Source organism: Barnesiella viscericola DSM 18177 (genome assembly GCF_000512915.1).
Taxonomy (GTDB): Bacteria; Bacteroidota; Bacteroidia; order Bacteroidales; family Barnesiellaceae; genus Barnesiella; species Barnesiella viscericola.
In genome coordinates, this window is the sequence record NZ_CP007034.1 from 1,247,039 (window position 1) to 1,270,144 (window position 23,106).

Consider the following 23,106-nt stretch of genomic DNA (forward strand, 5'->3'; position numbering starts at 1 on the left):
AATATGAAAAAGTGGATATATATCTTCTGCGCGGCCGGGTTGCTCACCGCCTGTACCGACGATGTGATGGATCGCCTCAACCGCAACGAGAACGACCCCGAAGATGTGCCCTCGCGCTACCTCTTCACCGACGCCGAAACCTCCTCGGCCGTCAACCTCGTGTCGGGCGACTTTGCCTTCTACACGGCGGTCTACATGGAACAGCAGGCGGGCATCTTCAACCAGATGTACAACGCCGAGATGCGACTTGCCGACGTCTACTCGGCGGCTACCTTCAACAACGCGTGGGGCAGCACCTACCGCAACCTGCGCGCCCTGAAAATCATACGCGAGCGCTGCGCAACCGGCGGAGTCGAGTCGGGCTCCAACCACCTGCTGGGCATGGCTCAGGTGCTCACGGCGCTCAACCTGGCTACCCTCACCGACCTCATGGGCGACATTCCTTGGAGCGAAGCGCTGCAACCGGGGGTAGTCTACCAACCGAAGCTCGACAGTCAGGAGTCGATTTACCAGGACATCTTCTCCCTGCTCGACGATGCCATCGCCAACTTGAAGCGCGACGACCTGGCCACCCTCACTCCCGTCGGCCGGCAGGACCTCATCTACGGCCAGTACGATGCCGACCGGCAGGCCGAGCTGTGGATCAAGGCGGCCTACGGCCTGAAAGCCCGATACACCCTGCGGCTCTCCTACCGGAAACCTCGCTACGACCAAGTCATCGACTATGCCGACAGCGCCTTTGTCGATGCCGGTGAACAGCTGGCCTACCCCTACGACGGCAGTACCTCGATCAACCCCTTCTACGCCTTCTACCTGAACCGCCGCTATTTCGGGGCCAGCGAGAGCCTGCACCAGAAACTCGTCGAGCGCAACGACCCGCGCGAAGCACTCTTCTTCAAGGCCTATCCCGGTACCGGCAAACTGGTGTTCGCCCCCAACGGCTCGCCCGAGCAACGGCAGGGCTACTACGGCATCTCGGGTCTGCTCTCGCCCACACGCCCCACGCTGCTGCTCAGCTACCACGAGTTGCAGTTTGTCAAGGCCGAGGCGCAAACCCGGCTGGGCCTTACCGGCGATGCCATCGGCTCGCTCTACAACGCCGTGGTGGCAGCCTTTGCCCAGGTGGGGCTCTCGGCCAGTGAGGCCAACGACTACTTCCAGAATGTCGTCTTGCCCCGCTTCGAGGCCGACCCCATCGGCGAAATCATCAACCAGAAATACCTGGCCTGCTACGAGGGCGAGGTGTTGGAGACCTATCACGACTACCGGCGCCTGCAAGCCCTGGGCGAGGCCGACGTGCTGTCGCTCGACAACCCCCTGCCCTTCCCCCTGCGCCTGCCCTACGGCAATAGCGATGTGGTGAGCAACGAGCATGTGGCCCAGGCCTACGGCAACGGCGACTATGTCACCACCGAGCCGGTGTGGTGGGCCGGCGGAAACCGATAGAACGACCTTTGTTTTTTAATTACCTGACAATATGAAAATCGGAATTTTCTATGGCTCCACGACCGGCATCACCGAGAGTGTGGCCTACCGGCTGGCCGACCTGATGCACATCGACCACGAACACCTCCACGACGTAGCCCGGAGCGAACCCTCAGAGGTAGGCGACTACGACCTGCTTCTGTTGGGTTCCTCGACCTGGGGTAACGGCGACTTGCAGGACGACTGGTACGACTTTCTCACCGGCATCGAGGTGCTCGACCTGCACGACAAGCACATCGCCCTCTTCGGGTGCGGCGACCAGTCGATGTGCGACACCTTCTGCAACGCCGTGGGTACCCTGTACCGACGGTTACAGAAGACCGGTGCCCGCTTCTGCGGAGCCTTCGAGGCGGGCGACTACACCTTCGAGCACTCGACCGCCCGGGTCGACGGCCATCTCGTGGGTCTGCTCATCGACGAGGTGAACGAACCCGAGAAGACCGAGCATCGATTGAACTATTGGGTGAAACTCCTTCAAAAGGAGCTGAAAGGCGCACGGGCCGAGGCAACCCTCTAACCGTCCAAGCGCCTTAAAACGGACACACCCCGCCCCCGTCTCAACAATCGACGGGAGCGGGGTGTGTGGTATAATGGGATTTGCGACAAACGGCATGGCCACCGCACGACCGACGGAGTAGCAAGTCCGGCTATCCGAGCCGGTCTCAACGGTTCTTGCGCATGGTGTAGCGGCTGATACCCAAGCTCTCGTAGCTGCGGCGCAACTCCTCGTCGTTGTCCGAAATGACCAGCAGCCGGTCACCCGGTTCGAGCTGGGTGTGCCCCTTGGGCACGAAATAGTGCGTATCCCGTTTGACCATCACCACCAGCGTGTTGTCGGGCAACGAGAGGTTCATCAGCTTGTTGCCGCCCGCCAGCGTCTCGGCGGTAAGTTCGATTTCGCTCATGGCCGACTTGATTTCGTCGGGCAGCGCCACGTTGAAAATCTCCTTCTCCTCGCTCTTGCCAATCAACCCCAGCCAACGGGCCATAGCACTCACGGTGGTGCCCTGCACCAGCAACGAGACGATGGTGACAAAGAATACCACGTTGAAAATCATGCGGGCATTGGGTATCTCGGCCGACATGAGCGGATAGGTGGCAAAGATGATGGGCACGGCTCCGCGCAGACCCACCCATGAAATGTAGACCCGGGCCCGGGTCGTGAACTTGCGGAAGGGCAGCAGACTCACAAAGACCGAGAGGGGACGCGACACCACAATCATGAAGAGGGCCACCAGCAGACTCACCCCGGCCACGGCGGGCAGCTCCGAGGGATTGACCAGCAGACCCAGCGTGAGGAACATCACAATCTGGAACAGCCAGGTGAAACCGTCGAAAAAGGTGGTAAGGCTGCGCTTGTGCACCAATTTGCGGTTCCCCACCACCAGTCCGGCAATATACACGGCCAGATAGCCGTTGCCCTGCAACAGATTGGTAAAGGCAAACACGAAGAAGACACAGGCCAGCAGCAGGACGGGATAGAGCGACTCGTTGGGCACATCGATGCGGTTGATAATCCACACGATGGCATACCCCAGGGCAAACCCGGCCGCCGCCCCCACAACCAGCTGCAACACCAGCAACAGAATGGCGTCGCCCCAATCGACCGACCCGATTTCGATAATCTGGATAAGCAGCAGCGTGAGCATGTAGGCCATGGGGTCGTTACTGCCGCTCTCCAATTCGAGCGTGGGGCGCAACCGCTCTTTCAGCGAGATGCCCTTCGACCGCAGAATCGAAAAGACCGAAGCCGAGTCGGTCGACGACATGACGGCCGCCAGCAGCATCGATTCGAGCAAACCCAACTGGAAATCGCCGGGCAGGAAATCGGCCAGCGAATAGATGAAGAATCCGGTGATGACCGTCGTCATCAGCACCCCCAGCGTGGCCAGCGTCACACCGGGTGCGAGCACCGGCCTGATTTCCCGGTAGGAGGTATCCATACCACCCGAGAAAAGTATGATACAAAGAGCCACCGTCCCGATGAACTGGGCCATCGGCGCACTGTCGAAATGGATTCCGAAGCCATCGGAACCGGCCAGCATACCCACTCCCAGAAACAGCAACAGGGCAGGAACCCCGAACCGGGCCCCCGTTTTACCTACAAGCACACTCAGAAAGAGGAGAATCGCTCCTACCAACAATACATTTTCGGGACTGATAACCATAAAATTATCTGTTCAATCTTTTAAAAAACTGGGGTAAAGATACGCAAAAAGGACGAGACTGCCAATTCGCCAGCCGCCTTTCTCCTCGCTCGGGGCAACCGTTCTTCCCTTCTGAACAAAAGAGGGGAAAAAGTGTTTAATAAACAACGTATTTAATCGACGAAACAGGTATGGAAAAATCGGATATCGGGCTCATCGGACTCGCCGTCATGGGCGAGAATCTGGCCCTCAACATCGAGTCGAAGGGATACCGGGTATCGCTCTACAACCGGCTGCACCCTCACACGCCGCAGGCGGTCGACCGCTTTCTGGCCAGTGTGGGCGAAGGGAAGAAGTTCCGGCCCACCTACTCGCTCGACCAACTGGTCGAATCGCTCAAAAGGCCCCGCAAGATTCTGCTGATGATACAGGCCGGCGAACCGGTCGACGAGATGATAACGGCCCTGCTGCCCCTGCTGGCACAGGGCGACATCATCATCGACGGCGGCAACTCGGACTACCGCGACACCCGACGGCGGCAGAAAGCCCTGAGCGAGAAGGGTATCTACCTGGTGGGGTGCGGCATCTCGGGCGGCGAGGAGGGTGCCCTGCACGGCCCCTCGATCATGCCGGGCGGCGACGAGACGGTATCGGTCGAGGTACTGCCGCTGCTGCAAGCCATCGCGGCCCATCTCGACGACGGCACCCCCTGTTGCTCCTGGATTGGTCCCGACGGCTCGGGACACCTGGTCAAGACGGTACACAACGGCATCGAATACGGCGACATGCAACTCATCGCCGAGAGCTATTCGCTCTTGAAAATCAAACTGAAAAACAACCACGACGAGATGGCCCGCACCTTCGAGGCCTGGAACCGGGGAGTATTGGAGAGCTACCTGATTGGCATCACGGCTCCTATCCTACGCTATCGGGAGGAGGACGGCGGCTACCTGATCGACCGGATTGCCGACCGGTCCCGGCAGAAGGGTACCGGCAAATGGTGCATCGAAGCGGCGCTCGACAGCGCCACCCCGCTGGGGGTAACGACCCAGGCCGTCTTTGCCCGGTTCCTGTCGGCTCGCGAACAGGAGCGCACCCGGGCGCACCGGCTCTATCCCGACGCAGACCCCGCCCCCATTCTCGCACTCGGTGTCGACGACCTGCACCACGCCCTCTACGCCTCGAAAATCATGGCCTACGCCCAGGGATTCGACCTGCTCTACCAGATGTCGTGCCTGTATGACTGGCACCTCAACCTCTCGACCCTGGCCACCATCTGGCGCAAGGGGTGCATCATACAGTCGCGCTTCCTCCGCGAGATTGCCACCGTGTACCGGCAGACCGGCCACTACGAGCCGCTGCTCTTCAACCCCTACTTCCGCGAGAAGATAAGTCTCTGTCTCCCCTCCTGGCGGCGGGTGGTGAGCGCCGCACTCTCGGCCGGGATAGCCCTGCCGGCCACCACGGCGGCACTGACGGCTTTCGACAGCTGGCGATGCGCCAAGTCGCCGGCCAACCTCATACAGGCCCAACGCGACTACTTCGGCGCCCACCTGTACGAACGGACCGATGCCCCCGAAGGGGTACTCTTCCACACCGACTGGTCCCGACGGGAACCGGCCGACGACTCCCGCCCCTCCTCATCTATCGATTCTCCCCATAAAGATTGACGCCTTATGAACAAGATACCCGACAGCCAGATACTGGTCATCTTCGGTGCCTCGGGCGACCTCACGCACCGCAAACTCATGCCCGCCCTGTTTGAACTCTTCGAGCGGAAGCTCCTCCCCGAGAAATTTCTCATCGTGGGGGTAGCCCGCACCCGCCAGAATACCGAGGAGTTCCGCCAATCGCTCTACGAATCGATGCTCCGCAGCGGCAAGACCTATACGACCGACAATCCCCACCTCACCAGCTTCCTGCGCTGTGTCTACTACATCGTCTGCGAGACGACCGAGGGCGAGGCCTACGGGGCCCTCTTCCGGGAAATCGAACAGCTGCGCAACGCCGCCGGTATCGACGACAACCTGCTCTTCTACCTGGCCACGCCGCCCACCATGTACTCGATTATTCCCCCCTTCATTCAGGCTCACCACCAGAACCGTTCGAAGCAAGGGTGGCGGCGCATCATCATCGAAAAGCCCTACGGCAGCAACGAGTCCGAAGCCCGACATCTCGACCGCCTGCTCGGCGGCATCTTCCCCGAGCGGGAAATCTACCGCATCGACCACTTCCTGGGAAAAGAGACGGTGCAGAACATACTGGTGCTGCGCTTTGCCAACGCCATCTGGGAACCCTTGTGGAACCGCAACTACATCGACCACATCGAAATCACGGCTACCGAAACGCTGGGCGTAGAGCAGCGCGGCTCCTACTACGACTCGGCCGGAGCCTTGCGCGACATGGTGCAGAGCCACCTGCTGCAAATCATGGCCTTCATCGCCATGGAGCCGCCGGCCACGTTCGAACCCGAGGCCATTCGCGACGAAATAAGCAAGGTGTTCCGCTCGCTGCGTCCGCTCTCGCGCGACGACATCGCCCGCCACACGCTACGGGGACAATACACCACCGGCGTCATCGACGGGCAACAGGTACCCGCCTACCGCGAGGAGGCTCACGTCGACCCGCAATCGGCCACCGAGACCTTCGTCGCCCTGAAACTCTTCATCGACAACTGGCGGTGGGCCGACGTGCCGGTCTACATCTACACCGGCAAACGGCTGGCCGAGAAGCGGTCGGAGGCGGTCATTCACTTTCGCAATACTCCGCGCACCTTTTTCCCGGGGCAGTGCTGCGGCAACTCGTGCAACCAGCTGGTCATCACCCTGCAACCCGACGAGAGCATTCGCCTGCGCTTCGGGCTGAAACAACCCGGCAGCAATTTCGAGGTGAGCCAGGTGAGCATGGATTTCTTCTACAAGTCACTCGCCACCACACGTCTGCCCGGGGCCTACGAACGGCTGTTGCTCGATGCCATGCGAGGCGACGCCCTGCTCTACTCGCGCAGCGACGCCTTGGAACTGAGCTGGCACTTTCTGGCTCCCCTGCTCGACTGTTGGGAACAGGAGAAGGACGAGGGGCTCATCACCTATCCGGCCGGCTGCAAGATACCCCACGAGGTCATCTCCCGCATCAATGCCGACCCCTATCTGCTCGAAGAGTCTGTTTGTTCCTGCTGTAATCCCGATTTGCGCCCATGAACCCCACCCTCGTACAATTCTACCCCGACGCCTCCAAGGCGCTCATCGCCCTCACCGAGGCGCTGCTCGTCTCGGTGGCCGCCCGCACCCGTAAGCCCTTCTACCTGGCCCTCTCGGGTGGCGAGACGGCCCGGCAGCTCTTCGACGTGTGGCGCACCCGATACTCCGACCCGGCCCGCTGGAAAAACGTACTTTTCTTTTGGGTCGACGAGCGGTGTGTGCCGCCCGACAGCGAAGAGAGCAACTACTATTGGGCCCACCGGCTCTTTTTCAAACCGGTGGGAATACCGGCCGAACACATCTTCCGCATTCACGGCGAGGAACCTCCCGCACAGGAGGCCGAGCGATATGCCCGCCTGATAGCCGACCGTCTGCCCAACCGCGAGGGGCTGCCCCGATTCGACTGCACCCTGCTGGGTATCGGCGAGGACGAACATGTGGCCTCGATATTCGACCACAGCCTGTTGCAGAGCGACGACCTCTACGCCGTGTCGCAACACCCTGCCACCGGGCAATACCGGGTGACGCAGACCGGCGAAGTGATACTCGCCTCCCGCGAAATTCTCATTGCATTGGTAGGGAACCGGAAAAAGGAACTGCTGCACCGGCTGACCGCCCGCCCCGACGGCGTCGTAACCCCGGCCACCTACATCTTGGCACACACGTCACGAGCCACGATTTTCAGCGAAATAGGATTATTCAACCGGGAGCTCTCATTTTAACAGGTCGGGACGCAGCCGACGCGTGCGTTCGAGCGACTGCTCGTGCTTCCACTCGTCGATTTTGCGCTGGTGCCCCGAGAGCAGCACATCGGGCACCCGCCACCCCTTGTACTCGGCAGGGCGTGTGTAGACAGGAGGAGCCAGCAGGTTGTCCTGGAACGAATCGGAGAGGGCCGACTGCTCATCGCCGATGGCGCCGGGAATAAGCCGCACGATGGCATCGCACATGATGGCCGCCGCCAGCTCGCCACCGGTGAGCACATAGTCGCCTATCGACACCTCCTTGGTGATGAAGTGTTCGCGAATGCGGTAGTCGATGCCCTTGTAGTGGCCGCAGAGGATAATGAGATTGCCCGCCATGGAGAGTTGGTTGGCCATGGGCTGGTCGAACTGCTCGCCATCGGGGGTGGTAAAGATGACCTCGTCGTACTCCCGCTCGCTCTTCAACTGGGTGATGGCCCGGTCGACCGGCTCGATCTGCATCACCATACCGGCCTCGCCCCCAAAGGGATAGTCGTCGACCTTACGGTGCTTGTCGAGCGAATAGTCGCGCAGGTTGTGCACCACAATCTCAACCAGTTTCTTATCCTGCGCCCGCTTCAAGATGGAGTAATTCAGCGGACTTTGCAACAATTCGGGTAATACGGTGATAATATCGATACGCATCATAACACTCTCAATTTGGCTGCAAATGTAGCCTTTTCCCCCCGGTTTCGCAAACCCGCAGGCCGAATCTTACCCGCCCTCTACCAGTTAATCCTTTTATTTTATAGCGTTGCAACTCAACCCGAAATTTCATATCTCGAAAAAAAGCACTACCTTTGCGGCCTGAAAAACAGGTATAAGATGATAACGGTAAACAATTTAGGTATTCAATTTGGTAAAAGAGTTCTTTTCCAAGACGTTAATTTGAAGTTCACCCCGGGGAACTGCTACGGCATTATCGGAGCCAACGGCGCCGGGAAATCGACCCTCATGCGTATCCTGAGCAACCAGCTCGAACCCACGCACGGCACCGTCACGCTGGGACCGGGTGAGCGCCTCTCGGTATTGAGTCAGGACCACTTTGCCTTCGACGAGTTTACCGTCATCAACACCGTACTCATGGGCCATACCGTGCTGTGGGACATCATGCAGGAGAAGGACGCCCTCTATGCCAAACCCGATTTCAGTGATGCCGACGGCATACGGGCCGCCGAACTCGAAGAGAAGTTCGCCGAACTCGAAGGGTGGAATGCCGAGAGCGACGCCGCCTCGCTGCTGAGCGGTCTGGGCATCAAGGAGGACAAACACTACATGCTCATGAAGGACCTGAGCGGTAAGGAAAAGGTGCGCGTGCTGCTGGCCAAGGCCCTCTTCGGCCACCCCGACAACCTGCTGCTCGACGAGCCTACCAACGACCTCGACCTCGAAACGGTGATGTGGCTCGAAAACTACCTGGCCAACTTCGAGAACACGGTGCTGGTGGTATCGCACGACCGTCACTTCCTCGACTCGGTGTGCACCCACACGGTCGACATCGACTACGGCAAGGTGCAACTCTTCGCCGGCAATTACAGCTTCTGGTACGAATCGAGCCAGCTGGCCCTGCGCCAACAGCAGCAACAGAACAAGAAGGCCGAGGAGAAGCGCAAGGAGCTGCTCGAATTTATCCAGCGGTTCAGCGCCAACGTGGCCAAGTCGAAACAGACCACCAGCCGCAAGAAGATGCTCGAAAAGCTCACCGTCGAGGAGATTCAACCCTCGTCGCGCCGCTACCCGGGCATCATCTTCACCCCGTCGCGCGAGCCGGGCAACAAGATTCTCGAAGTAAAAGGGCTCGAAAAGTCGATCGAGGGCACACTGCTTTTCAAAGACGTGAACTTCTCCATCGAGAAGGACGACAAGGTGGCCTTCATCTCGCACGACCCACGAGCCATGACCGCCCTCTTCGAGATCATCAACGGCAACCTGAAACCCGATGCGGGCACCTACGAGTGGGGACAGACCATCACCACGGCCTACCTGCCGCTCGACAACAGCGCCTTCTTCAATACCGACATGAACCTGATCGAATGGCTCTCCCAGTTCTCCGACGACACGAGCGAGCTCTACATCAAGGGATTCCTGGGTCGCATGCTCTTCTCGGGCGAGGAGCTGCTCAAAAAGGCATCGGTCCTCTCGGGTGGTGAGAAGATGCGCTGCATGATTGCCCGCATGATGCTCAAAAACGCCAACACCATGATACTCGACTCGCCCACCAACCACCTCGACCTGGAATCGATACAGGCCTTCAACAACACGTTGCAGAGCTTCAAGGGCAACGTGCTGCTCTCGTCGCACGACCACGAGTTTATCCAGACGGTCTGCAACCGCATCATCGAGCTCACCCCCGGCGGCATCATCGACAAGATGATGGACTACGACGACTACATCACCGACGAGAAGGTGCAGGCCGCCCGCGAACGATTGTACAACTTATAAAAAGATATTCGGTTATGGTAAAACACATTGTCACTTTCAAACTTACCGGCACCCCCGAGGAACGCAAAGAGGTAGCCACCCGGTTCAAAAACGCCCTGCTCGAATTGCCCGCCGTAATCGACGTGCTGCGAAGCATCGAAGTGGGTATCAACGAGAATCCCGCCGAGAGCTGGGACGTCGTGCTCACCGCTACCGTCGACTGCATGGCCGACGTGGAGACCTATGCCAAGCACCCGGCTCACGTAGCTGCCGCCGGTCTGCTTGCCGGCCACAAGGCCGACCGTGCCTGCGTCGACTACACCTGCTGAGGGTCGACACCTGCCGATACGGCTCGGAGCAACAGCCGCACCTGACACAAAAAAAACGAGAGCGAAAGACGGGGATAAAACCCACGCTTTCGCTCTCGCTCTATATCACAAGCTCATCACACGAGGTGCAAGCCTCTCTCATTTTCTAAAAGTCAGGCAACCGCCGTTGCCAATTTTTTTTGCAACAGGGCTGTCAACTCCTGGCACATGGGACCGTTGCCCATGGCACGATACTTCGCTATCTGATACCGAAGCATCTCTACTGTCATTTGTTCTTTCCTCATAATTCAGCCTTTTTGTTCTCCACCCGTTGTGGAAAACGGTTTGTTTTTTCTCTTTTTACGGTACAAATATAATACCATTTCCTCGAAAAATATGTTGTACAACATAAAAAATATGTTGCTTTTTCATGTATTTTATATTTCAGAAGGTGAGTATTTCCGCCCGAAAGAGCAATCAACCAAATAATTATCAATTGATTAAATCCACAACAAGAAAGATTTTACCGCCACGCCATTTTTTTATACTTTTGTACTGACAGAAATCATGACAACAAACCCTGCGAAACCATGCCTGTAAAAATTCCGTCATCGCTGCCGGCTGTCGAGATTCTCAAAGCCGAAAACATATTCGTCATGGACGACCTGCGTGCATCGACACAGGATATTCGTCCGTTGAAACTACTCATTCTCAACCTGATGCCGTTAAAGATTGTCACCGAGACCGATCTGCTGCGCCTCATCTCGAACACGCCGCTGCAAATCGAACTCGACCTGATGAACGTCTCGGGGCACATCTCGCACAACACGCCTGTCGAGCACATCGACACCTTTTACAAGGATTTCAGCGAGATACGCAATTACAACTACGACGGCATGATTATCACCGGCGCACCGGTCGAACGGCTCGATTTCGAGGCGGTCGACTACTGGGACGAGCTGGTCGACATCTTCGACTGGGCCCACACCCACGTCACCTCGACCCTCTACATCTGCTGGGCAGCCCTGGCGGGGCTCTACCACTTCTACGGCATACCCAAACACCCGCTGCCGCAAAAGCTGTTCGGGGTATTCTCCCACTACAAGCACGACGAGAAGAACCCCATCTTCCGCGGGTTCGACGACCGCTTCGAGGTGCCGCATAGCCGCTACTCCGAGGTGCGCCGCTGCGACATCGAGAAGAACAGCGAACTCACGATACTCTCCGAGTCGGACGAAGCCGGGGTATATCTGGTGATGGCCCGCGGCGGCCGCGAGTTCTTCATCACCGGCCACTCCGAATACTCGGCTCTCACGCTCGACATCGAGTACCGCCGCGACCGGGCCAAGGGGCTCGACATCGCCATTCCCCGCAACTACTACCCCGGCGACGACCCGAACAACGCTCCCGTGGTCACCTGGCGGGGCCATGCCAACCTGCTCTTCACCAACTGGCTCAACTACTTTGTATACCAACAAACGCCCTATAACCTCAACGATATCCGATGACTACCTCACGTCGCATAGAACTGCTGGCCCCGGCCAAGAATGCCGAAATCGGAAAGGAGGCTATCCTCCACGGGGCCGATGCCGTCTACATCGGGGCTCCCCGATTCGGGGCCCGCTCGGCAGCCGGTAACAGCCTCGACGATCTGGCCGGACTCATCGACCTGGCTCACCGCTTCGACGCCCGCGTCTACATCACCTTCAACACCCTGCTCTACGACCACGAGCTGGGCGAGGCCGAGCGCCTCATCGGCCAGCTCTACCGCATCGGAGCCGACGCCCTTATCGTGCAGGACATGGGTATCATGCGGCTCGACATTCCCCCTATCGCCCTGCATGCCAGCACCCAGACCGACAACCGCACCCCCGCCAAGGTGGAATTTCTCGAACGGTGCGGATTCTCGCAGGTGGTACTGGCCCGCGAACTTTCGCTCGACGAAATCCGGGCCATCAGTTCCACCGTGCAGGTGCCGCTCGAAGTGTTCGTACACGGGGCCCTGTGCGTGAGTTACAGCGGGCAGTGCTACCTGAGTCAAGCCATGTGCGGCCGCAGTGCCAACCGGGGCGAGTGTGCTCAGTACTGCCGGTTGCCCTATACCCTCGTTGACGGGCGCGGACGCATCGTGGCCCGCGGCAAGCACCTGCTCTCGCTGCGCGACCTCAACCAGAGCGACCGGCTGGAAGAGCTGCTCGATGCCGGTGTCTCTTCGCTGAAAATCGAGGGGCGTCTCAAAGAGATGGCCTATGTGAAGAACTGCACCGCCTACTACCGGCAGGCGCTCGACCGCATCTTCGAGCGGCGCCCCGAATACCGGCGCTCCTCGACGGGTGCCTCGACCATCGACTTTACGCCCCGTCTCGAAAAGAGCTTCAACCGGGGCTTCACCCACTACTTCCTCGACGGTCGCACCGCCGCCCCCATCGCCTCGCCCGACACCCCCAAGTCGTTGGGCGAATATGTAGGCGAGGTGAAACAGACCGACCGCAACTCGTTTGTCGTGGCCGGTACCACGGCGCTGCACAACGGCGACGGCCTCTGCTACGTCAACCCCCGGGGTGAGTTCGAAGGGGTGCGTGTGAACCGGGCCGAGGGGAACCGCATCTTCCCCGCCACACACGTCAGCATCGCACCCCACACGACACTCTACCGCAACCTCGATTTCGAGTTTGAGAAACAGCTGACCCGCCCCACGGCCGACCGTCGCGTGGGGGTATCCCTCCGGCTCTATGCCGTGCCCGACGGCTTTGCCCTCGACCTGACCGACGAGTGCGGCCTGCGGGTAACCGTGCGCGAGGATACTCCGCACCAGCCGGCCCGCACCCCGCAACAGGAAAATCAGCGCAAACAGTTGGGCAAACTGGGTACCTCGATTTACACCGCCACCCACATCGACCTCGACATAGACGAGAACCTCTTCATTCCGGCATCGACCCTGTCGAAGCTGCGGCAGCAGGGAGTCGAATGGCTCGACCGGGCCCGCCGGCTGGCCTACCGGCCCGAACGCCGGCAGCCCGAAGATCGGTCGGCCCGCTTCCCGCAAAGTTCGCTCAACTACCTGGGCAACGTGTCGAACCACCTGGCCGAGACATTCTACCGGGAGCACGGCGTGACACATATCGACCCGGCCTTCGAGAGTCGTCCGATCAAGGGGGTACCGCTCATGTTCACCCGCCACTGCATACGCCACATGCTGGGGTATTGCAAAAAGACGCCGGCCGGGAAAGAGCTGCCCGAACCGCTCACCCTGCTCTACAAGGGCGAACGGCTCACCCTTCATTTCGACTGCAAGGCTTGCGAAATGACCCTGCAACGGGAAGAGCAGCAAGGGAATCAAGCATAACTCACACGATTACAATTCATAAACCATTCACGACCTCCGTCACTCCAACTTCCCCACAGGTGCGGACAGGTCGTGTATGCACCCAACCCTCAACGGGGAAGAGAGAAACAACCCTTCATTTCGTTTTTTTATTATTTATACAGAAGTTCTTTGAAACGATTCGTCTAATATTATTAAAAGCACATTTACGCCTGTAATAGGCCGTTTAATCGCCATAAATTCCTATCTTTGTGAAAATACCATCATATATAGTAAAAACACGTACCATGAAAAAATGGACTTTGTCTCTTCTGGCGTTGACGGTGCTCTCAGTTGCGTCGGCTCAGAACCTCAGGGAATCGGTGGCCATCGTTCGCCCCAAACTCAGTGAAAATACGCAAGCCTTCCTGACCGATTTCAGCAAATCGCTCCGCAAGGACGGCTTCTACTCGGCAGCCGATATTCTCGAAAATTACGGGAAAGGCTCGTTCGGCACGGGATTTGCCTATCGCAACAAACAGGACAACCGGCTGTACATCATCACCAACCGCCACGTGGTGGAACAAGCCGAATGGGTCGACATCGAATTTTCCCTGCCCGACAACAGCTCCAAGCGGTTTGCCGACTGCCCCGTCATCGGTGTGCACGACGATTTCGACATAGCCTTCATCGCCCTTCCCCAAGGGGCACAAGTACCCACCCTCGAAATCACCGATAAAGCCATAACCGACGGTACCACCGTATTCACGGCCGGATTTCCCGCACTGGCCGAAAAGCCCTCGTGGCAACTGGGACAAGGCATCGTGTCGAATGCTAACGCCCTGATTGAGTCGCTGACCCACAACAAAGAGCTCCCCTTGATACAGCACACCGCACAAGTAGATGCCGGCAGCTCGGGCGGACCGCTGCTCGTTCGCAACGAACAGAATCCTGACCGATTTACCGTGATAGGCATCAATACCTGGAAAGCCGTAGACCGCGAGAACACTAACTTTGCCATACCGGTGCGGGCCATCGAAGATTTCTTCCAGAACTATCCGACCGATGCCAACACCCTGCTTACCCAGGCCGACGTGACCCGAAAAGCCACGGCGCTGCTCCAAGCCACGAAATCGTCCTACGAGGCCGTGATGCCCTTCGTGTCGTACCAATATGTATCGAACATCTCGGCCAACACCTTCTACGATTTGGTCTTCGCCGCCTCCGATGGGGCTACCAAAGCCATGGAGTCCTGCTTCGAACAGGGCAGCCCGCTGGAAGGTATCCGCGTGGGGCTGGCCGACATCATCTGCCGCCAGTTCTCGGGAAAGAACTACACCTTCTCGACGGTTGCCAATCTGGACTCTATCCACAAGACAGCCGATGTCACCTATGCCACGGGCGATAAGACCATCACCACCCGATGGACTCTCGAACAGGGACGCTGGCGGTTGATGGAGGCTGAGAATGTCAAGGCCAGCCGTATCGAGGCCAACGGCATCTCCAAGAGCTACGGCTTCGGCACCTCGATCTATCTGGGCATCGTCTCGCCGCTCAACAACGCGTTCGACCTCTCGTACAGCTTAGCCTTCAAGCGCACCATTCTTACCTTCATGACCTACGAAATCAGCGCCTCGCTCCTGAAACTCAATACCGAGAAAAAGGATTGGGAGGGGTTGAACGAGATTGTCGTACCCAGCACGCGAAATGCCTTCGACATCAATTTCGGTCTCGGCGGGCAACTCCCCGTCAAGTGCGGCCCCATCTACCTGGTGCCCTATGCCAAGGTGATGGGAGGCCTCTACCTGGGGTCCGACGTGAGTGGCATCGACTACGGTCTGGGAGCCGGAGTGGAGGTCGCCTACAAGTTTGGCTACCAGAACTATGTATTTGCCAACATCGGCTACCTGGGCAAGAAGATGAAACCCTTCGACGACCAGACCTACCGTCTCAAATCGAAAATGCTCTCGGGACTGGCTTTCTCGATAGGCGTCAGCTTCTAACTAACCACCTATAAAAAAACAGAATCATGAAAAGAATCTTATGGCTATGCCCGCTGTTGCTGCTGATGCTGGCAGTAATCGGCTGCGACGACAAGAGTAAAGACGACGGAAATCTGGGTGACCAATTATCCGAAACAACCTGGGCCTCGGAGATGGCCGAGTATCCGTTCCTGGCCAACTTCCCGGCCTATGACGGTGAACTGGAAAACCACCGGTACAGCGAAACGATGGGCATGTTGCAATACATCATTATGGATTATGAGTGCGAAGAGTCGGTTAAAACCAACTATTGCACCAAACTGGAAGCAGCAGGATTCGTGGACGAAAACGGATATGGCATCTATAAGAAGACGACTGCCGAGTATAACCTGACGGCGAGTGTCTCGTACGTGGGCGGCACGTTGGCCCTGAGTCTCAGTGCCACCCCTGTCGACTGACAAAGGTCACACCTCCCATACAGAGAGCCCGGCTGGCAACAGGCCCGTCGGGCTCTTTTTATCTCTATCCCCCTCCAACAGGGGAGGATAGCCTTTTCTCGTCCCTACTCCTTTGCTTGTTCCAGAAACTCGACCAACTGCCGATAGATGGGGTTGCGCGACAACAACGATTCGTTGCCCAGGACAAAGAGCTGACACCGGGCCCGGGTCAATGCCACATTCAACTTGCGGTCGATGAGCTGGCCCGCCTCCTCGGTATAGCTGGGCAGCCACTCCAACTGCCGCTCGCCATTGACCGAGAAAGAGTAGACGATGCAGTCGCTCTGCGACCCCTGAAATCGCTCCACCGTGTCGATGCGTATCTCGTCGAATGCCGCCACGTGTGCCCGGTCGAGCTCCTGACGAATGCGGGCTATCTGGTGACGATAGGGGGTGATGATGCCCACCGACCCTCGGTCGAAGGTGAGCCCGTTGAGCCGGTAGAGCCGATAGAGCGCCTGTACGATTTCGGCCACCTTGCGAGCCTCCTCGTCGTTGTACTTCTTCCCGGCACACACCCGGACGGTGGGCAGGAAAGCCATGCGACGCGTGGCCACAAGCTGCTCCCACTCGTCGTCGCCGTGGCGGGTAAACGGCAGGGGCGATACCTGGTGCCGGGCCGTACCGTTGTGCAGCAGCCCCCGATAGAAATAGCGGTTGGCAAACGAGGCGATGTCGGGGTGCATGCGCCACTGGCAATCGAGCATGTCGGCAAAGGGCGAATCCTCGGGCAACGATCGGTACAGACGCTCGAAGAGCGACACCCGGCAATCGGTAAATCCGGCGGCACGCAACCGGGCATCGGCGATAGCCGATTCGTCGGGCGACTCCACCACGATGGCCGGCAACTGCTTGTGGTCGCCTATCAGGATAAACTTGCCTATCGCATCGCGCCCCGTAGGAGTCAAGGCCGAGAGTACCCCCACCAGCTGAGGTTCCAGAATCTGCGAAGCCTCGTCGACGATAGCCACGTCGAACCGCTTCAAGGTAAAGAGTTCGTTCTTGCCCGAGAGCGACGCGAGGGTAGCCACAAAGATGCGGCACTCGCCGATGGCCCGAATCACCTCCTCGCGGTTACGGCACGACTTCATGCGCTCCGAGAGCAGATGCGGACGATAGGCCGCATCGCACGAGAGGGACTGCCCCACCCGCATGTAGTCGTCGACCTCGTCGATGGAATCGAGTTTATCGCAAATCTCGTCGACCGCCCGGTTGGTATAGGCCATCAACAGAATCTGACAGCCGGGAATGGCCATGAACTCACGCACCATGTGGCGCAAGGCCATCGAGGTCTTGCCCGTACCCGGCGGCCCCACCAGCAGGAAATAGTCGTCGGCCTGAACCGCCTTGGTAAGGATACGCGACAGGTGGGAATTGTCGTAGTCGTAGGTAAGCCGGCGCAACTCGTTGCGCCGGGGCTGTTCGTCGGCCTCGCCCGTCAGCAGTCCCCGCCGGTGGGGCGAAGCGCCCAGCAGGGTATAGAGCCCCCGGTATTGCGTGGCAAAGGAGGCGTCGACATAGTCGTGCTCGACGGCATAGAGCGAATCGGGCGGCAGGGCTCCGGCATAGAGCTGGCTGTCGCGCAGACGCAACACGATGCGGTCGGGGGTGAGTGTGGCGACGGTCGCCTTGAATATCTGGCTGGTCGACACCCGGTCGTCCTCGCTGTCGCAACGGTAGAAGAGCACGATGTCGCCCTCTCTGAAATCGGGCAGCAACCGTTCGCCCGCAAGGGCAAACTCCACCTCGGGCGTCTCGGCCGCGACGTCGTTACGCACCAGCCTCAACCCGGTGAACATATACCCCTCCTGCACCTTCTCGCTGCGCGACATGCGCCATAGCGAGGCGGCTCCCGAGATGCCCGACCCCGAGGCATAGCCCACTTTCGACAGGTAGTGCTCCCGGGCTACAAAGGCGTAGAAACGATAGAAATAGTTCAATGCCAGCAGATTGTCGGCACGACGTTCGAGTCGGGCTCGCCCTTGCAGTATCTCGGGGCGGATATACCGGTCGGTAAAGCGGCTCGGGCAAGGTATAAGGTTCTCGGCACTCAGCTGACCCATGAGCCACTCGGCCTGCGGGGCACCATAGCGGGCTACGTCGCGCTCGGCCGCCACGATTTGGTTACGCAGGTTCAAGATTGCACGCAACTCGCCGGGTTCGGATTTCACCGGACGCAGCAACCCGTCGGAGTACCGGCTGCGGGCATAGAGCAGATAGAAACGCTGTTCGTCGAGCCTCACCCCCAGCACACTCTGCATCATCAACTGGTACAGCAGCGACTGCACCCGATGCGACGGGGCAATCTTCGTGAGATTCTCCTCGGGGAAAGGAGGACGGCCCGCCTTCAACTCGATACCGCACAGCCCGCCCTCGCGTTGCAGAAAGTCGAGACGCCCCTGCAACCCCAGCGCCTCGCACACGAACGAAGGCTCGACCATCGCCCGGCGACGGTCTATCGCCCGGGCCGGGAGCAGCGTCTCCATCAAGTATTGCAGGGTATCGAACTGGCGTCGTAGGGTCTGAAAAAACGAACGGTCTATCGAGGAGGCCGCGGCAAACTCGATCGGGTAACGGGCAAACAGCTTGGGCATCAACGACTCGAAAGTAACGGCATGGCAATCGTCGGCCGTCACCAGTTCGTCAAACATGAGGTTCACCGAGTTACCCAGCAGAATGGAGTCGGTCACCGCCTTGGGGCGTATGCGGTTCCAGAAGTAACGTTGCCAGCCCGCCCCATACTCCTGCACACACTCGGCCAGCGCACTCACATCGACCAGATAGTCGGGCTCCAAAACCAGATAGTGCGGCAGCAGGGCATCGCCCACGACCGCCACGTCGACCAGATTCAGCCGCGAGCCGGGCTCGACCAGACGCAGCGTCTCGTCAAACTCGCCGTTCACTCCGGCCCGGTGCACAATCACCCGCATCTCGGCCGGCAGGTCCGGATCGTCGAGACGTACCCGCAGCCCCTCCTCGTCGAGGCTCACCACCTCGGCCCCGATGCGACGCAACGGGTCAAATTCATACGCTTCTTCGGGATAATTCATCGGCACTCTCTTCACTTTCTCCTACAAAAATACCCAATCGCCGCCAGCGCCCCAAATAAACGGAGAGAGATTTGTGAGGAGAAATACAAGAAATCCCGCATCGATATACAGAACAATCGCTGCTTACAGGAAGGTAACAGAACAAAAAAAGCGCAACCCGCAATGGGTCGCGCTCTATATATGAAAGGAATTACATATTCACTGTCATCTCTCCACGACGGAGAAAAAGCGGGCTTGTTCACACCGCCCCCCTCTCGCTGGCATCAGGGAATATAGTGCAGACTTTGCAGCACGGCGCGTATCTTTTCGTAGGTGGTGATGCGCGTGGGCACGAGCGGCAGACGCAGTTTGTTCTCGATGTAGCCCATGGCGTTGAGCAGACACTTCACACCGGCGGGGTTGCCGTCGACGAAGAGCAGGCTGAACAGTTCGGTAAAGCGGTGGTGTATGGGCAGGGCGTTCTTGAAATCGCCGTTGAGCGCCAGGCGCACCATCTTGCTGAACTCCTTGGGGAAGGCGTTGCCGATCACCGAGATGACACCGACCGCCCCCAATGTGAGCAGCGGGAAGGTGATACCGTCGTCGCCCGAGATGACCATGAAGTCGGCGGGCTTGTTCTTGATGATGTCGTCCATCTGCGTGATGTTGCCCGAGGCCTCCTTGATGGCTACAATGTTGGGATACTCCTTGGCCAACCGCAGCGTAGTCTCGGCACTCATGTTCACGCCGGTACGTCCCGGCACATTATAGAGAATGACCGGCAGCCGCGAGGCTTGTGCGATGGTGCTGTAATGCTGATAGATGCCCTCTTGCGAAGGTTTGTTGTAATAGGGGACTACCGACAGAATGGCGTCATAGCCCGTGAAATCGTCGTGTTTCAAATGCTCCACGATGCCGCGCGTGTTGTTGCCACCCAACCCCAATACCAGGGGAATGCGGCCTCTAACACGCTCTACGACAAAGCGTTTGATCTCGGCCTTCTCCTCCTCGGTGAGGGTGGGAGTCTCGGCCGTGGTGCCCAGTACCACCAGGTAGTCGGTACCGTTTTGTATCAGATATTCAATCAGTCGGGAAAGGGCCTCGAAGTCGATGCTCTCGTCTTCCTTGAACGGCGTGATAAGTGCCACACCCATTCCGCTTAAATTGATTCTTGCCATATTTCTACCCTCTATTTGTTTCCGCTTCCAAAATTACAGATTATTCTCTTTTACGCCAATTTTCTTCCAATAAAAAAGCGCATTCTTTAACAAACCGCCTGCATCGAGCGGGGTTCCGGCTGCGGGCGAAACCCCGCCATCGGGGTGTCCTGCCCCGGAAGAATCGGGCATAAGTATCTGTAAATGAAACGGATTTTCTTCGCCCTTGGCCACACCTATCTTGAAGCTGGCCCGGGAGCGCACGGCCAGACAGAGGAGCGGCAGCGAGGGGGTGGTCGATGCGTCGATGAGCACATCGCCGTCGTGGGCATCGAAGCTCGCGAGGAACTGACGGGAGGGTCGGTTCCACCACCACGAGGTGCGCAGCCGCAAGATGGGTTGACAGCCCGGCAGCGTTGCCGGCAGCACCTCTTTCGAGTGGTGTATCTCCACGACCAGCGTGATTTTGATGCCGGCATCGGCCAACTCCTGGATTCCAGGCAGCAGTGACGACAACTCCCGGCTCTGGGCAAGCAACACCACTCGACCGGCATCGTCGAAGGCCCGGAACTGCTCCGGAGCGGGACGCTTCAACTGGCGTCTCAGACGCCAGGCGGTAATAAACGAAAGACACATAACGCAATCTATTTAGCAATCAGGGGTTATCGAATCATCTCCAAAAACTCATCTTCCGAGAGAATGCGTACGCCCAGTTTCCGAGCCTTTTCGAGCTTGGCCGGCCCCATGTTCTCACCGGCCAGGATATAGGTGGTCTTGCCCGATACCGAGCCGGTGTTCACCCCGCCGTGCTGCTCGATAAGTGCCTTGTATTCGTCGCGGGAGTGGTGGGTAAAGGTGCCGCTGATGACAATCGTGGCCCCGGCCAGCTTGTCGGTACGCTCCGAGAGGCGCTCCTCGGTCACCTGCATCTGCACGCCATAGCCGCGCAGCCGCTCGACCAGGCGCAGGTTGTCGGCGTCGGCAAAGTAGGCCACCACGCTTTGGGCAATGCGCTCGCCGATGTCGCCGATTCGGGTAAGCTCCTCGACCGAAGCCTCGCGCAGCCGGTCGATTGAGTGCAAGGCCAGCGCCAGTTTCTTGGCCACCGTTTCGCCCACATAGCGTATACCCAGGGCAAAGAGCACCCGCTCGAAGGGTACCTCGCACGACTTGCGCACGGCGTCGACAATGTTCTGGGCCGAGCGTTCACCCAGCCGTTCCAGCGCGGCAATGGCCGGAGCCTGCAAGGTATAAAGGTCGGCCACATCTTTCACCAGCCCGGCGTTGTAGAAGAGGTTGACCGTCTCGCTGCCGATGCCGTCGATATTCATCGCCCGGCGGCTGATGTAGTGCTCGATGCGACCCTTGATTTGGGGCGGGCACCCCTTTTCGTTGGGACAGAACCAGGCCGCCTCGCCCTCAATGCGTTTCAGCGGCGTGCCACATTCGGGACAATTGCGTATGAAGCGCACCTTCTCGCCCACCAGCAGGCGGGCCGAGGTGTCGACCGAGGTAATCTTGGGTATGATTTCACCCCCCTTCTCGATATAGACCATATCGCCTATGTGCAGGTCGAGGGCGTTCATAAAGTCTTCGTTGTGCAGGGTGGCCCGCTTGACAATCGTGCCCGATAGCAACACCGGGTCGAGATTGGCCACCGGGGTGACGGTGCCCGTGCGCCCTACCTGGAACGACACCGAGTTGAGCCGCGTGAGCGCCTGCTCGGCCTGGAACTTGTAGGCGATGGCCCAACGGGGCGACTTGGCCGTGTAGCCCAGGTTCTTCTGCTGCCGCAGCGAGTTGACCTTGAATACCATGCCGTCGGTTGCCACCGGCAGATGCTTGCGTTCGGTGTCCCAATAGGCGATATACTCCCGCACCTCGTCGACCGAGTGGAGAATGCGCATGGCATCGGATATCTTGAAGCCCCACGCGCGGGCCCGTTGCAGATTCTCGTAGTGGGTATCGGCCGGCAGATTCTCGCCCAGCAGGTAGTAGAGATAGGCATCGAGCCCCCGGGCAGCCACCACGGCCGAATTCTGCGATTTGAGGGTACCGGCCGCCGCATTGCGGGGGTTGGCAAAAAGGGGTTCCTCCTGCTCCTCGCGCTCCTTGTTGAGCGCCTCGAACACGGCCCAGGGCATGAGTATCTCGCCCCGAATCTCAAACGAGTCGGGGTAGTCATTACCCCGCAGTTGCAGGGGAATGCTGCGAATGGTCTTCACATTCTCGGTCACATCGTCGCCCCGGGTACCGTCGCCCCGGGTCACGGCCTGCACCAGCCGTCCGTGCTCGTAGATGAGCGAGATGGAGGTGCCGTCGAATTTCAGTTCGCCCACCAGCTCAAACTCCTCGCCCATCAGCCCCGAACGAACCCGATCGTAAAAGGCGGCCACCTCTTCAATCGAATAGGTGTTGCTCAGCGACAACATGGGGTAACGGTGCTCGACCTGCGTAAAAGACTGGTTGATGTCGTTGCCCACCCGCTGCGTGGGCGAGTTGGGGTCGAAATACTGGGGGTAGGCCTCTTCGAGCCGTTGCAGTTCGTGCATCATCTCGTCGAAGGTACGGTCGTCGATGGTCGGGGCATTCAACACATAGTAGTTGTAGTTGTGCTCGTCGAGCTCCTTGCGCAAGCGCGCTATCTTTTCCTGGGGAGATTCCATGTAAGCAAATCGGTTTTTGAAAATTACGGTCATAGCGGGAGCAGCCGTCGGCCCACACAAGAAAAAGCGGAGTCACTCCGGGCCACACCCGGCCCTGTCCGGCCGCTACGCACTACAAATATAGAGATTTTGCCCCAAAAACCGGCCATAATTTGGCAAGAATGTTA

Annotated in this window: 18 protein-coding genes; 11 read left to right on the forward strand and 7 right to left on the reverse strand. The window is 58.8% G+C overall.

What is annotated here, in order from left to right:
* The first annotated feature begins 3 nt into the window (after positions 1–3).
* Together BARVI_RS04920 and BARVI_RS04925 are read left to right on the forward strand one after the other, a co-directional pair.
* A complete protein-coding gene (locus BARVI_RS04920) occupies positions 4–1,446 on the forward strand; it encodes a SusD/RagB family nutrient-binding outer membrane lipoprotein (RefSeq protein ID WP_025278164.1) in 1,443 nt (480 codons plus the stop codon).
* 31 nt (positions 1,447–1,477) lie between these two features.
* Positions 1,478–2,002, forward strand: coding sequence for a flavodoxin (locus BARVI_RS04925; protein ID WP_025278165.1), 525 nt, complete (start codon positions 1,478–1,480; stop codon positions 2,000–2,002).
* 145 nt (positions 2,003–2,147) lie between these two features.
* Here BARVI_RS04925 and BARVI_RS04930 read toward each other — a convergent pair whose 3' ends face one another.
* Entirely contained in the window at positions 2,148–3,653 is a 1,506-nt protein-coding gene (locus BARVI_RS04930) for a potassium/proton antiporter (RefSeq protein WP_025278166.1), read from the reverse strand.
* Positions 3,654–3,823: 170 nt separating this feature from the next.
* On the opposite strand from BARVI_RS04930, the gene gnd reads away from it, so the two are divergent.
* The 3 genes from gnd to BARVI_RS04945 are packed head-to-tail and all read left to right on the forward strand — an operon-like array spanning position 3,824 to position 7,554.
* Complete coding sequence (gene gnd / locus BARVI_RS04935; RefSeq protein WP_025278167.1) at positions 3,824–5,302, forward strand: decarboxylating NADP(+)-dependent phosphogluconate dehydrogenase; 1,479 nt, start codon at positions 3,824–3,826, stop codon at positions 5,300–5,302.
* A 6-nt stretch (positions 5,303–5,308) separates the two neighbouring features.
* Positions 5,309–6,832 (forward strand): glucose-6-phosphate dehydrogenase, encoded by a 1,524-nt coding sequence (gene zwf, locus BARVI_RS04940; protein ID WP_025278168.1) that lies wholly within the window; start codon positions 5,309–5,311, stop codon positions 6,830–6,832.
* Positions 6,829–7,554 (forward strand): 6-phosphogluconolactonase, encoded by a 726-nt coding sequence (locus tag BARVI_RS04945; RefSeq protein ID WP_025278169.1) that lies wholly within the window; start codon positions 6,829–6,831, stop codon positions 7,552–7,554. The genes zwf and BARVI_RS04945 overlap by 4 nt, the downstream gene beginning before the upstream one ends.
* On the opposite strand, the gene trmD is transcribed toward BARVI_RS04945, so the two are convergent.
* Positions 7,546–8,220 (reverse strand): tRNA (guanosine(37)-N1)-methyltransferase TrmD, encoded by a 675-nt coding sequence (trmD, locus tag BARVI_RS04950; RefSeq protein WP_025278170.1) that lies wholly within the window; start codon positions 8,218–8,220, stop codon positions 7,546–7,548. The genes BARVI_RS04945 and trmD overlap by 9 nt on opposite strands.
* 180 nt (positions 8,221–8,400) lie before the next feature.
* Between trmD and BARVI_RS04955 the strand changes: the two genes are divergently transcribed.
* Together BARVI_RS04955 and BARVI_RS04960 are read left to right on the forward strand one after the other, a co-directional pair.
* The gene (locus tag BARVI_RS04955) at positions 8,401–10,017 is read left to right on the forward strand and encodes an ABC-F family ATP-binding cassette domain-containing protein (RefSeq protein ID WP_025278171.1); all 1,617 of its coding nucleotides are present in this window, start codon (positions 8,401–8,403) and stop codon (positions 10,015–10,017) included.
* Positions 10,018–10,031: 14 nt separating this feature from the next.
* Positions 10,032–10,325, forward strand: coding sequence for a Dabb family protein (locus BARVI_RS04960; protein WP_025278172.1), 294 nt, complete (start codon positions 10,032–10,034; stop codon positions 10,323–10,325).
* 152 nt (positions 10,326–10,477) lie between these two features.
* Here the strand turns inward: BARVI_RS04960 and BARVI_RS13560 are convergent, their stop codons facing one another.
* On the reverse strand, positions 10,478–10,609 hold the full coding sequence (locus BARVI_RS13560) for a hypothetical protein (protein WP_262483818.1): 132 nt from the start codon (positions 10,607–10,609) through the stop codon (positions 10,478–10,480).
* A 285-nt stretch (positions 10,610–10,894) separates the two neighbouring features.
* On the opposite strand from BARVI_RS13560, the gene metA reads away from it, so the two are divergent.
* The 4 genes from metA (at position 10,895) to BARVI_RS04980 (ending at position 16,048) form a co-directional block, all read left to right on the forward strand.
* Positions 10,895–11,812, forward strand: coding sequence for a homoserine O-acetyltransferase MetA (metA, locus tag BARVI_RS04965; RefSeq protein WP_025278173.1), 918 nt, complete (start codon positions 10,895–10,897; stop codon positions 11,810–11,812).
* On the forward strand, positions 11,809–13,650 hold the full coding sequence (locus BARVI_RS04970) for a peptidase U32 family protein (protein WP_025278174.1): 1,842 nt from the start codon (positions 11,809–11,811) through the stop codon (positions 13,648–13,650). Before metA ends, BARVI_RS04970 begins: the two co-directional genes overlap by 4 nt.
* Positions 13,651–13,916: 266 nt before the next feature.
* On the forward strand, positions 13,917–15,611 hold the full coding sequence (locus BARVI_RS04975; RefSeq protein WP_084546997.1) for a S1 family peptidase: 1,695 nt from the start codon (positions 13,917–13,919) through the stop codon (positions 15,609–15,611).
* A gap of 26 nt (positions 15,612–15,637) precedes the next feature.
* Entirely contained in the window at positions 15,638–16,048 is a 411-nt protein-coding gene (locus tag BARVI_RS04980) for a hypothetical protein (protein ID WP_157232539.1), read from the forward strand.
* Positions 16,049–16,152: 104 nt separating this feature from the next.
* On the opposite strand, the gene BARVI_RS04985 is transcribed toward BARVI_RS04980, so the two are convergent.
* The 4 genes from BARVI_RS04985 to ligA all read right to left on the reverse strand — a co-directional run bounded on the left by BARVI_RS04985 (position 16,153) and on the right by ligA (position 22,939).
* Positions 16,153–19,137, reverse strand: a complete 2,985-nt coding sequence (locus BARVI_RS04985) for a DEAD/DEAH box helicase (protein ID WP_025278177.1) — start codon at positions 19,135–19,137, stop codon at positions 16,153–16,155.
* 263 nt (positions 19,138–19,400) lie between these two features.
* Positions 19,401–20,294, reverse strand: a complete 894-nt coding sequence (dapA, locus tag BARVI_RS04990; protein ID WP_025278178.1) for a 4-hydroxy-tetrahydrodipicolinate synthase — start codon at positions 20,292–20,294, stop codon at positions 19,401–19,403.
* A 33-nt stretch (positions 20,295–20,327) separates the two neighbouring features.
* Entirely contained in the window at positions 20,328–20,909 is a 582-nt protein-coding gene (locus BARVI_RS04995) for a DUF6913 domain-containing protein (RefSeq protein ID WP_025278179.1), read from the reverse strand.
* 26 nt (positions 20,910–20,935) lie between these two features.
* A complete protein-coding gene (ligA, locus tag BARVI_RS05000; protein WP_025278180.1) occupies positions 20,936–22,939 on the reverse strand; it encodes an NAD-dependent DNA ligase LigA in 2,004 nt (667 codons plus the stop codon).
* Between the last annotated feature and the right edge of the window lie 167 nt (positions 22,940–23,106).